The 12,644-nt window shown below is 39.9% G+C and carries 10 protein-coding genes; 3 read left to right on the top strand and 7 right to left on the bottom strand.

Features of this window, described 5'->3' with window-relative positions; translation table 11 throughout:
- Positions 1–218: 218 nt before the first annotated feature.
- The 5 genes from BK574_RS20540 to secA form a co-directional block, all read right to left on the bottom strand.
- On the bottom strand, positions 219–2,471 hold the full coding sequence (locus tag BK574_RS20540; protein ID WP_078429904.1) for a hypothetical protein: 2,253 nt from the start codon (positions 2,469–2,471) through the stop codon (positions 219–221).
- Positions 2,471–2,782: a hypothetical protein gene (locus BK574_RS20535; RefSeq protein WP_078429903.1), complete on the bottom strand. Its 312-nt coding sequence runs from the start codon at positions 2,780–2,782 to the stop codon at positions 2,471–2,473. The genes BK574_RS20540 and BK574_RS20535 overlap by 1 nt, the downstream gene beginning before the upstream one ends.
- A complete protein-coding gene (locus BK574_RS20530; protein ID WP_078429902.1) occupies positions 2,772–3,317 on the bottom strand; it encodes an RNA polymerase sigma factor in 546 nt (181 codons plus the stop codon). Before BK574_RS20530 ends, BK574_RS20535 begins: the two co-directional genes overlap by 11 nt.
- Positions 3,318–3,959: 642 nt before the next feature.
- A protein-coding gene (gene prfB / locus BK574_RS20525; RefSeq protein ID WP_420796969.1) for a peptide chain release factor 2 occupies positions 3,960–5,058 on the bottom strand; the annotation gives its coding sequence in 2 pieces (ribosomal slippage) (positions 3,960–4,985 and positions 4,987–5,058; 1,098 coding nt in all).
- A 104-nt stretch (positions 5,059–5,162) separates the two neighbouring features.
- The gene (gene secA / locus BK574_RS20520) at positions 5,163–7,685 is read right to left on the bottom strand and encodes a preprotein translocase subunit SecA (protein ID WP_078429901.1); all 2,523 of its coding nucleotides are present in this window, start codon (positions 7,683–7,685) and stop codon (positions 5,163–5,165) included.
- Positions 7,686–8,038: 353 nt separating this feature from the next.
- Here secA and BK574_RS20515 point away from each other — a divergent pair, with 353 nt between their 5' ends.
- Positions 8,039–8,599 (top strand): helix-turn-helix domain-containing protein, encoded by a 561-nt coding sequence (locus tag BK574_RS20515; RefSeq protein ID WP_078428007.1) that lies wholly within the window; start codon positions 8,039–8,041, stop codon positions 8,597–8,599.
- The gene (locus tag BK574_RS20510; protein WP_238458136.1) at positions 8,497–9,429 is read left to right on the top strand and encodes an IS3 family transposase; all 933 of its coding nucleotides are present in this window, start codon (positions 8,497–8,499) and stop codon (positions 9,427–9,429) included. Before BK574_RS20515 ends, BK574_RS20510 begins: the two co-directional genes overlap by 103 nt.
- 62 nt (positions 9,430–9,491) lie before the next feature.
- Here BK574_RS20510 and hpf read toward each other — a convergent pair whose 3' ends face one another.
- Together hpf and BK574_RS20500 are read right to left on the bottom strand one after the other, a co-directional pair.
- The gene (gene hpf, locus BK574_RS20505) at positions 9,492–10,040 is read right to left on the bottom strand and encodes a ribosome hibernation-promoting factor, HPF/YfiA family (protein WP_078429900.1); all 549 of its coding nucleotides are present in this window, start codon (positions 10,038–10,040) and stop codon (positions 9,492–9,494) included.
- Between the two features lie 244 nt (positions 10,041–10,284).
- A complete protein-coding gene (locus BK574_RS20500) occupies positions 10,285–10,482 on the bottom strand; it encodes a cold shock domain-containing protein (RefSeq protein ID WP_075386945.1) in 198 nt (65 codons plus the stop codon).
- Between the two features lie 1,000 nt (positions 10,483–11,482).
- Here BK574_RS20500 and BK574_RS20495 point away from each other — a divergent pair.
- Positions 11,483–12,442: a DUF6612 family protein gene (locus tag BK574_RS20495; RefSeq protein ID WP_078429899.1), complete on the top strand. Its 960-nt coding sequence runs from the start codon at positions 11,483–11,485 to the stop codon at positions 12,440–12,442.
- The last annotated feature ends 202 nt before the right edge of the window (positions 12,443–12,644 follow it).

The raw sequence follows: 12,644 nt of genomic DNA, 5'->3' as shown, positions 1-12,644 counted from the left end.
CTGAGAAAGGTTTCAGCACCACTCAACTTCACTCTTATTCGGTATTCCGTTGGATAGTATAGCACTGGATGAATAAAGTGTAAACGCGAACCCATTAACGCTGTACAAAGGTAAAATTCGTTACTTTCAACTTAGCTTTTCACAACAAACGAAAATTATAAGTGCCCAGTCTCACGGGTGCTCTAAGACGTTGGAGACTAGGCACGCAATAAAAGGTATCACCGATGATTAACGAGTTGCTGTAGGAATACTTGGTTAGCCCCCTTTGAATGAGGAAGTTCTACTGCTTCTGCTCCTTTTCGTAAATACGTGTGTAACGCAGCCTTCATTTCTTCATCGACGACCACGTCTTGAACATAAGGCGTCCAATTCTCAAAGCCGTCCGATAACACGGGATGATCTTCAGCTAAAGAAACAACAGCATCTAAGCTAGTTCCAAGATACAATTCTAACGCAAGTAAATCGATAACCGTTTCGTTTGAACGATCATTTTTCAATGCGTAATAAAGCCATTCCTTTGCTTCGCTCCACTTTTCCTGCTCCATTAAAGCCCTTGCATGTTCTTTAGCTATATAGTAATTTGGTTGTTCTCCCTGCATTTCAAGTGCTTTTTCATACTTCCCAAACCACTCGTCATAAGCAAGCCAATCATTCTCCTCCCTTGCTTTACCAACAAGATGATAATAATGGTTAGGATGGTCCGTTAATGTTGATAACCGTTCCATATAGTCGTAGTACTGCTCACGATTTAACTCTTGATCGCCTTCTCGCGATTGATGCTCGAGTAATACCGTTATCATTCGTAAAGCATGAACATCGTGCGGATCTCGTTCCACATCTTGTTTATAAGAAACAAGTGCTTCCTCGATCTGTTTTTTTAATAATAATTGATCACTTGCCGACAACTCGCGATGCATTAAGTGGAAGAACGGGACATCACCCATCGTTTCTTCACTCAGCCGATAGCCAACACTTCGTCCAACCTCTTGCCCCGATTCATCAAAGGCGCGAACCGACCATGAATATTTCCCATCAGGATTAGAAAGTCCTAACAGACGTTCAGGTTCAAAAATCACTCCGTTTTCGTCAAATGAATACGATCCAGTTGTATGAAGATTTGCTAATTCTTGAACCGGTAAAGTAATGGGAGACTGAGTAATTTGCCTTCTCACAGGAACGGAATAGCCACCGCCTTTTTCAAACGGAATAAAAATAGATAATTCATACGTTTTCGCCTCCTCCATTGGCTTCCATGCAAAGGTAATTTCATCTTCTGTTTCCTCAACATTATTCACAGGCTGAATCACGTCCATCAATGGTAAAAACGTAATATTGTACGTGTGCTCCGTTCCGTAATCCACCTGAAACCAATCATACATATCCACAGGCCATGCATAACCATCCACATGGGAGTATTGCAGTCCTAAGCCAACTTGATAGCTGTTTGGCAACACCTCTTGAAATTGATAATAGCCTGAACTATCCGTACGCGTCACATAATAGTCCATCTCTGCATGCGCACTTTGATTGGCGTTCCCTGGGTCTCGCAAGTACACAAAAACACCTTCAAGCGGCGTGCCATCTTCTCGCAAAATATGTCCTTCAACCGTACCAAAATCCTCATTTTTTCCTTCTTTTATCAATCTCTCTATCCGTTGCTTGAGTACCGACAATGGTCGGTCAAAACCATCTGCGTAAGTTTCCTCCTCTTCCCACTCGGCCCACTCTTCTCTCATTTTCATGTCGGCTTGTTCCCACGCTTCAATTCGCTCATGGGCCTCTGTTAGTCGATGTTCTCTTAGGAGTGCTTCCACTAAGTAAGTCGTCCACATTTCAGTAGGTCCGTACTCGTATTGGTGCTCTGCCAATCGTTGCTTTTCTTCGGTTTCGATTTCTAGTAATAGAGCAATTACAGCTTCGGTCTGACCCGCTTCTAGCAACATCTTCGGTCGTGTTAACATGAACATTTCATCCCAATAATAATTCGGATTTCGCTTCCATTCTTCTTCCTTCTGTTCTAAAAACTGAGTGGCTTCCTCCAACCCTTCTGTCTTCCGAAGATAGTGAGCATAATCGACCACCGCATTAACATAATAGGCATTCATTTTCGGGCCTTTATTCAGATAAATAAGTAAGTACGGCTCCGTTTCTTCAAGGGTAAAACCACCCCACGTTTCCTCGGCTTCATGCCAAGTTGAAAGCCCAGGGCTCATATAAACGGGATGTTCATAGCCTTTCGTGCTCCACGAAAGAACGTATTTTTGGATCAAGTTTAACTTACGGGAATCGGTTTTTGCGTTTTCAATTAAATCGATAATTTCATTACCAACCTGAGGGTCACCCGTTGCAAGCAAACGATCCACTTGCTTTTCTTGAATGAACGGTGCGATGATGAACGTTGCAACGAGAAAAAGAGCCATAAACCCTAGACTTCCCCACAACAAATGTTTTCTTTTAAATTTTACGTTCATCACTGATCACCTAACTTTTCTTCAATCATTTCACTCCAGTAAATGCTACTTTTCATATCCACAAGCTGACCTTTATCATCCGCGGTGTTACCACCATTACTTAACGGGATCGTCACAAGCAAGAGAACCACACCGAGCACGGCTGACGCTGGCACAATTGGAAATTGTGTTTCTTGGTTTAACCAATGCTGAAGCCGCTCCGTCCACGTTTTTGGATGCGTCCGTTTTATGACCGTTTCTACATTTTGAAACGTAACGTCTTTCAGTTCATCATCGAGTTTTTCTTTCCATTGCTTCCGATTATCGTTCATACTTCTCACACTCCAACCGTTCTTTTAATCGTTTTCTGCCGCGAGCCAAGTTGCTTTTTACCGTATTTTCTTTCATCCCCAGCAGTTCACTAATTTCCAAAATGTGATAACTTGAAAAATAATATAAAATAAGCACTTCGCGATATTGGTATTCTAAAGCCTGTAGATGGTGGGCAAGCTCTTCCTGACCTTCAAGCTGAATGACCACATCTTCAGCCGATTGGTCATTGACCATGTCGATATCATCCTCTTGTCGGGACCGTAAAAAAATGTGGCGTACACTCCATCTCCTTAACCGCCGCCGACATAAATTCAGCGTAATCGATGTCATCCAACTTTTGAGCTTATTTGCTTCTAGTAAAGTATCCATTTTTTCATAGGCTGTCACAAACATGTCCTGAACGACCTCTTCTGCCTCGTACCGATCTTTCAGTAACAGAAAAGCGATTCGAAGAAAGTAATCCCCATACAATCGCATCACTTCTCGAAGGGCATCTTCTTCCCCATTTTTCATCCGCCGTACAAACTCTTCCATATGATCTCTCCCATATCGCCAGCATCTCTTCAACCTATTTCTTTTAGCGTATCTATACAGTAGAGCCCCCTCAAGATTAAAAGGTTGCAAAAAAAAGAAAAAATTTTTATAAATTTAATTAAGGTCGTTATTTACGACAAACAACATGGTTTGAAGAGAAATTGTTATTAGATACCTTTTATAACGACCATATTCTTGTCTTCCCAATCGTTTAAGGTCCCAAGAAGCCTTCATGGTGACCGTTAATTCCTTCCTCGCTTCATGTCGGTCACTATAACCGTCTTTTAGTTACCGCTGTTCTCATTTTCCCGCCGTTGCGGTCACTATGAACCTCTCTTAGTTACCGCTGTTCTCGTTTTCTCGCCGTTGCGGTCACTATGAACCTCTCTTAGTTACCGCTGTTCTCGTTTTCTCGCCGTTGCGGTCACTATGAACCTTGCTTAGTTACCGCTGTTCTCGTTTTCTCGCCGTTGCGGGCATTATGAACCTTACTCATTTACCATTATTTCCTATCTGTTTCTGTTTGGGCTCCATACCGCTATACAAAAAATGGTGTCAGGCATCTTTAGCGGACTAAAGGTGCCTGACACCATCATTACTTTACATCATGGCCTTATATAAATTTTTTACGAGATTACTTTATTACATCATCGAACGTAAATAAGCGTCGATGAAGCCGTCAAGTTCTCCGTCCATGACGGCGTTTGTATTTCCGATTTCGAAATTCGTACGGTGGTCTTTCACTAAGCTATACGGATGGAAAACATACGAGCGAATTTGGCTTCCCCAGCCGATATCTTTTTGCTCACCGCGAATTTCAGCCAGCTGCGCTTGTTGTTCTTCAATCTTCAGCTGATAAAGCTTCGACATCAGCATTTTCATCGCACGCTCACGGTTTTTAATCTGAGAACGTTCGGTTTGACACGTTACAACCGTATTTGTTGGTACGTGGGTAATCCGCACCGCCGAGTCTGTCGTATTAATATGCTGACCACCCGCACCACTTGCTCGGTACGTATCAATTTTTAACTCTTCTGGCGATACATCGATTTCCACACTATCATCAAGCTCAGGCATGATTTCACACGACACGAATGATGTATGTCTTCTTCCCGAAGAATCGAATGGTGAAATTCGCACGAGACGGTGAACGCCTTTTTCCGCTTTCAGATAGCCATACGCATTATGACCTTTGATGAGAAGGGTTACACTTTTCACACCCGCTTCTTCACCTGGTAAGTAGTCGAGCGTTTCCACTTTAAAACCTTTTTTCTCGGCCCAGCGCGTATACATCCGCAATAACATTGAAGCCCAGTCTTGAGACTCCGTTCCCCCTGCACCAGGATGTAACTCTAAAAGGGCATTATTTTTATCATACGGCTCACTTAATAATAGCTGAAGCTCATACTCATTTAAGGCTTTCGCTAAGCTTTTTACCCCATCATCGAGTTCATCCTTAAATGACTCGTCATCTTCTTCTTTGGCGAGCTCGTATGTGACCTCGAGATCATCGTATTTTTCCTGTAATTCTTTATACGTCACGACCATCTCTTTTAACGCATTCGATTCATTGATGATTTGCTGCGCTGTATCTTGGTCATTCCAAAAATCAGGCTCACTCATTCGCTCATCCAATTCTTCCATTCGAGTCTCTTTGGCTTCTAAGTCAAAGAGACCCCCTAAAGTCCGCTAATCGCTTAGCCATTATCGCCAATTCTTGCTTCACTTCTGTTAAATCCATCTACCTTCACCTCATTAAGTATTTCGACCCTTTTTAATATATGTCAATTGCAAAAAAAAATTGAGTGCAAAGAAGCAGATGCCTCTACGCATCTGCTCCGCTTATTATAAACTACCGCAGCATTGCTTATATTTCTTCCCGCTACCGCACGGGCACGCATCATTTCGTCCGACTGTATTGTTATTACGAACTGGGATTTTTTTCTTTTCCTTACCTTCACCAGCCGCCGCACTCATGTGAACCGCTTTACCTTCTGCAACTTCTTTACGCTCTAGATTTTGCTCAACTTGAGCTTTCATAATATACATCGACACTTCATCTTCAATTGAAGCGACCATCTGCTCAAACATTTCAAACCCTTCAAACTTGTATTCACGAAGCGGATCGTTTTGACCGTACGCACGCAAATGAATTCCTTGGCGGAGTTGATCCATTTGGTCGATGTGGTTCATCCACTTACGGTCGACGGAGCGAAGCATGATAACTTTTTCAAACTCACGCATATGCTCGCTGGTGAACTGTGATTCTTTTTCATCATAAGCAGCTTTTACTTTTTCTAAAATAAGCTCTACCATTTCTTCAGAATCTAGCCCTTTTAACTCTTTTTCCGTAATGACGCCTTCTGGTAACAACATCGTTTTCACGAAATTTTCCACCGCTGCGATGTCCCAATCCTCAGGCACTTCGGTTTCTGGTGTATGAAGCGCCACATGACGGTTAACAGTAGACTCGATCATCTTCTCCACGATCGCGCGAAGGTTATCTGACTCGAGTACTTCCATCCGTTGTTTATAAATGATTTCACGTTGCTCACGCATCACATCATCATATTGTAAAATTTGTTTACGCGCATCGAAGTTGTTGCCTTCCACACGTTTTTGCGCTTGTTCAACCGCACGACTGACGAGCTTACTTTCAATCGGCTGATCTTCTTCTAAACCGAGTCGGTCCATCATCGCTTTCATATTATCTGAACCGAAGCGACGCATTAATTCATCTTCCATTGATAAATAAAATTGAGATGAACCCGGGTCCCCTTGACGACCTGAACGTCCACGTAGCTGGTTATCGATACGACGCGATTCATGGCGCTCAGTCCCGAGAACAAATAAACCACCTAACTCTTTTACACCATCGCCAAGTTTAATGTCCGTACCACGCCCTGCCATGTTTGTCGCAATCGTAACTGCTCCACGTTGGCCTGCATTTTCAATAATTTCTGCCTCACTGAAATGGTTTTTCGCATTTAATACATGATGAGGTACACGTTTTTTCTTTAAAAGATTAGCAACCAACTCAGAAGTTTCAACGCTGACCGTACCGACTAGCACTGGTTGGCCTTTTTTATGAAGTTCTTCAATTTGATTAACAACTGCATTGAACTTCGCAGGCATCGTTTTATAAATTAAATCAGGACGATCATCCCTGGCAATCGGCTTATTCGTTGGGATACTCATAACATCCATTCCATATACTTGCTGGAACTCTTCTTCTTCCGTTTTCGCAGTACCCGTCATCCCTGCTAGCTTTTGATAACGACGGAAATAGTTTTGGAAGGTAATCGATGCGAGTGTCATACTTTCGCGTTGAATTTCCATTCCTTCTTTGGCCTCAATCGCTTGATGAAGCCCATCACTATAGCGACGACCTTTCATGAGACGACCCGTAAATTGGTCGACGATGACGATTTCACCATCTTCAACGACATAATCCGTATCACGATGCATCACGACATGCGCTTTTAACGCCTGATTAATATGATGGTTGAGTGAGACATATTTTTGATCAAAGAGGTTGTCGATGTTAAAGCCTTTTTCAGCTTTATTTACCCCTTCTTCCGTTAAAAGAACAGACTTCGTTTTTTCATCTAATGTATAGTCATCCTCTTTACGAAGAGTACGCACAAATGCATTTGCTTGAATATAAAGATTCGTTGACCGCTCAACCGAACCCGAAATAATGAGAGGTGTTCTCGCTTCATCAACTAAAATCGAGTCAACCTCATCAATTACCGCAAAATGAAGCGGGCGCTGTACCATTTGGTTTTTATATAGCACCATATTATCTCGTAAATAGTCAAAACCGTACTCATTATTTGTTCCATATGTAATATCAGCAGCATACGCTTCTTGCTTTTCTTCTTTTGTAAGACCACCTACATTTAAGCCAACGGTTAACCCTAAAAATTCATAGAGCTCTTTCATAATCTCGCAGTCACGACGTGCTAAATACTCATTAACCGTAACAACGTGAACGCCTTTACCAGTCAGTGCATTTAAATAGACAGGTAATGTTCCAACGAGTGTTTTCCCTTCCCCCGTTTTCATTTCGGCAATATTTCCGTTGTGTAAAACAATGGCACCTAAAAGCTGAACGCGAAACGGACGCATCTTTAACACACGCTCAGATGCTTCACGCACAACCGCATACGCTTCTGGCAACAGTTTATCTAATTTTTCACCGTTATTGTAACGATTTTTAAATTCTTCGGTTTTTGCACGCAACCCATCATCTGATAATTTTTTTGTATCATCAGCTAACGCTTCAATCGCATCAACGATTTTTTCGTATTTTTTCAATTGTCGTTGACTCGGATCACCAATTACTTTTTTTAATAATCCCATCATAGTAATTCTCGTCCTCTCTTCCCTCAATTCAACGAATGGCGAAGGATTGTAGTACCCTATCGACCAACTCTACACACTTAAGTTCAATTTTAGCAGTTTGGGCCTTTCGTTACAAGGCAACACACTTTTGGCATGGTTTTTATTACTTCGATTTCTTCAAAAAGAAACCCTTTATTTCTTTTCCGACAAAATCAAAGATGAAGGGGAATAATTTCTCGGGAAATCGACACCTTAAATGACCTTTTCCCAATCGTTTTGTCTAACTTTCTCCTATCGGTTGACGCAAAAAAGAGTACAGCGTGGTACCGACCCCCAAAAGTTAGAGTAGAAAACTAACTTTTGGGGGTGTTTTTATGGCTAAATATAGTGAGGAATTTAAAATAAAGCTTGTTACTGAGTATTTACATGGAGATCTTGGATATAAATTATTGGCGAAAAAATACAATATGCCCTCTCAAACACCATTACAAGATTGGGTAAGAGCCTTTAAGACCCAAGGAATTGAGGGATTAAAGCGAAAAAAGGTGAAGGAAGCTTATTCTATTCAATTTAAATTAGATACGATACAATTTATGCTAGAGACAGGTGCTTCTTATCAGGAAACTGCTGATCAATTTAGATTGAACAATCCTTCATTAATTCACCGCTGGATGAAAACATTTAATGAACAAGGAATAGAAGGCCTGAACCTAAAGTCAAAGGGGCGACCTTCTATGTCTAAAAAACCAAACAAAAAGAAAAACGAAAATAAAAAACTGACGCGTGAAGAAGAATTAGAACGAGAGAATGAATTACTAAGGCTAGAAGTAGCATACTTAAAAAAGTTGAGAGCTTTTCGGGAAAATCCGAGTGCCTTCCACGAAAAGCACAAGCAAAGGTCGCATTCGAACTCAAAGAAGAAGGGTTCCGATTAAAAGATGTTCTCCTTGTCGTGGGCATCCCAGAAGCAACTTACCATTACCAAGTGAAAAATTCTGGCAAAGAAGATTCGGACGCAAACTTAAAAGAAATCATTACAGATCTATTTAAAAAGTTTAATGAACGTTATGGTTATAAACGAATCACTAATGAATTAAAGAAATTAGGTCATTCCATCAACCATAAAAAAGTGTATCGCATCATGCGAGAATTGGGATTAAAATGTGTGAAATTTATGCGGAAATCGCGTAAATACAATTCCTATAAGGGGAACGTTGGAAACGTAGCGAAGAATCGATTATCACGCCGTTTTAGTACACCTATTCCTCTTCAAAAGTTAGTAACCGACATTACAGAATTCAAGTGTCTTGGCGATGATAAGTTATATTTAAATCCAATTCTTGACCTTTATAATGGAGAAATTACTGCGTATGGAATCAAGAAACGTCCAACGTTAGATCTTGTCATGGAACCTTTAAAAGAAACTATAGAAGTAATAAAAAGTCATGCAACCTATCGAACCACCATCCATTCCGATCAAGGCTGGCATTATCAGCACAACAAATGGGTAAAGGTGTTAAAAGAAAACAAAATTTTTCAAAGCATGTCACGTAAAGCAACCTGCGCAGACAACGCTTCGATGGAGAACTTCTTTGGGATTTTAAAGCAAGAAATGTATTATGGGGAAGAATTGGTAAGCTATGAAGAATTAAAAAGACGAATTGAAGAATATATCTACTGGTATAACCATGAACGATCAAAAGAAAAATTGGCTGGGATGAGTCCAGTTGAATACCGAACTCACTCCAACCAATCAGCTGCATAATAAAAACTCTAACATTTGGGGGTAACCACCCGTCGAATTAGGCTGTACTCTTTCTTAAAAAATCACTCTGGCTCAATTAGGCCGTAGCGACCGTCTTTACGACGGTACACGACGTTTGTCTCACCGTTTACCGCATTATTGAATACAAAGAAGCTGTGGCCAAGCATGTCCATTTGCAATACTGCTTCTTCTGCATCCATTGGTTTAAACGTGAAGCGCTTTGTACGTACGATATCAATGTCTTCACTTTCAATACCCTCTTCAGTTAACGGCTCAATATCGTTTTTAAACATATATTTCAGCGTGCCATCTTGGCGGAATTTGCGATTAACTTTTGTTTTATGCTTACGGATTTGACGTTCTAGCTTTTCAACAACAAGGTCAATCCCCGCATACATATCTTCATGTTTCTCCTCAGCACGAAGTAATAATTGCGGCATTGGGATTGTAACCTCAATAATGTTTTCATTATTCATTACCTGCAATCTTACATGTACCTCAGATAGAGGGGTTGAATCAAAATATTTTTCAACTTTGCTTACCTTCTTTTCTACATAACTTCTTAAAGCTGGAGTTATTTCTAGGTTTTCGCCACGAATGTTAAAGTTCATAGTGAAACTCCTCCTTTCCTATGTACTAATATATTCTATATACCCCTTCTTTACTCCTGCATAAACACAATAATATTTATGTCAGAATCGTGTCAAAAAATCTGATCTTCCCTATGTTTTATATAGTTACTAAAATCATTAATCTTCATTAAAAAACCTGTCCCTCAATAAAAGGAACAGGTTTGTACATTTCGTTGTATATGATGCATAAAGCTAAGAATTCATTTCCAACCTGGGATGTGAATTACAGCTTTGTTACGTTTGCAGCTTGAGGTCCGCGAGCACCTTCAACGATTTCGAATTCTACAGATTGACCTTCGTCAAGAGATTTAAATCCATCAGTATTGATAGCTGAGAAGTGTACGAATACATCGTCACCATCTTCACGTTCGATAAATCCAAAACCTTTTTCTGCATTAAACCATTTTACTTTTCCTTGCATGTTTTCACATTCCCTTCGTAATTTAAATCATTGTGAAAATATTCCACAGTTTCACTATATCAGAACTTCTATATAGGCGTCAAACCCGTTTCGCACCAAAGTTTGCGACAAATATTGACGAAAATTTTGCCTATGAATTTCCGCCCTAAATCGAGATCTTTAACTAAATTATGTTATTAAAATGTTAAATATAGTGAACTGTGGATTTTCGATATTTATTCTTTCTGAAATTCGATTATTTATACACTTTTTCTTTTGAACCATTTTCTAATTCGTTTCATTCAACCGTTAAGTTTATATGGATTCCCCCTTTCAGGAGGTTCAATTTTTGTTGTATATGAGAAAATAAAATGAAGTGCAATGGCCATTTGCCATTTTAAAAAAAACTATAACTGTATAAGATCCGCTTCATCGCTTTTCGCATCAATTACCTTCTTCCTCCTCATATTTTCATATAAAACAATGACAAATGTCGAAACAATCAACCAAAAGACCTTCTTTGATCAGCGCATTTAATCATATATCTGTAATAAAAGTCACACTTCATTTACAATATCTTCAAAATTACTTAATGGTTTATTCAATTCCTTATTTGGTAATATAAAGATACACCAAATCCTGACAATTTGTTCTCTTTTTCGGGCTTAGGTCGACTTCAAATATCTAACACAGCCACCCTTTCCTCTAGAAAGAGCTGTGAAATACTATTTACCACTCGTCTCCCGAGACTCGGTACCTTTTATGTTGTTCCGATCTAGGTAAATAGCCTCAAAGCGGTGTACTAGACAAAAGAACTTCTTCTAGGATCAGTCATCGCACAGAACCCCATTTTCTACTACACCGCAATTTTTTAAAAATTTATCTATTTTTCCCATTTTTCTATTCAGATAAGGGTTTTCCTGCCATAAGGTCTTTTGCACCCTGAGATTTCCCACTGTTAAAAATAGTAAGTTTATGCTAAAGTTAAAAGCTGAAATCGTTTATTATTAAGGGGGTACTTATGAGAGCTATAAAAGCACTAATGGCTAGCTTAGCACTTGTTTTAGTTCTAGCTGCATGTGGTGGAGAACCATCTAACAATGACAACGTGGATAATGCAGATAACGATAACGTAGGAACGGTAGATTTATCCGTTGATGAAGTGATCCAAAAATCGATTGAAGCGATGAATGATTTGGAAAGCTATACAATGGAAATGAACAATGATCAAATACTTGAAGTTCCTGGCGAGGAAGCTTTTGAAATGAATATGACGATGATTGCAGACATCACGATGGAGCCACTACGCCTTTATCAAAAAATGACGATCAATGGACTTGAAGAAGAAATGGCCGAAATGGAATCACTTGAAACCGAAAGCTATTTTACAGAAGACGGAATGTTTGTAAACGATCAAATGCAAGGGGGATGGATCAAATTCCCTGAAGAATTCTCACAAGAAATTCTCGATGCATCACAAATGCAAATGAATGCCGAAGAGCAACTGAAAATGTTCCAACAATTTGCAGAAGACACGCAATTAACTGCCGATGATGCACACTATATCTTAACAGTTCAAGGGTCAGACGATAATTTTAAAGCAATGGCGCAAGAAGCGATGGGCTTTATGGACGAAGCGGGCGTCATGATGGATGAACTACTATCGATGATGGAAATCGAATCTTTTAACTACGTGATCTACATTGATAAAGACACGTTCTACCAAACGAAAATGGACATGGAAATCAGTATGTCAATGACGATTGAAGATGAAACGATGAAATCAACGCAACGTATGACAGGCGTTTTGACGAACTTTAACAACGTTGGTGAAATCGTCATTCCACAAGAAGTATTCGACACGGCTGAAGAATTCAACTTCGACTTTCTAGAAGACATGGAAGATATGGAAGACTTTGACTTTGAAGAATTTAATTTTGAAGACCTTGAAGAAGAAGCAGACGAAACAGAAGATCAGTAAAAGGATGCGCTTTACGCAGAATTACCAGTATACTATATGGATTGAAAATGGCTGAGAGTTATTGCTCTCAGCCATTTTTCTATTAGATGCTATTGGGCTTGCTTCAGTTTTGAGGACAGAGAAGCCCTTTTTGCCAGAAAAAACATCTATTTGCCGCGCTTGGCGGACACAGGTTCCTTTATTTCATGAATTTCATTCGAAA

The sequence above is a fragment of the Alkalihalobacterium alkalinitrilicum genome (genome assembly GCF_002019605.1).
In the GTDB taxonomy this organism is placed as follows: domain Bacteria; phylum Bacillota; class Bacilli; order Bacillales; family Bacillaceae_F; genus Alkalihalobacterium; species Alkalihalobacterium alkalinitrilicum.
This window is presented reverse-complemented; position numbering and strand designations above follow the sequence as displayed.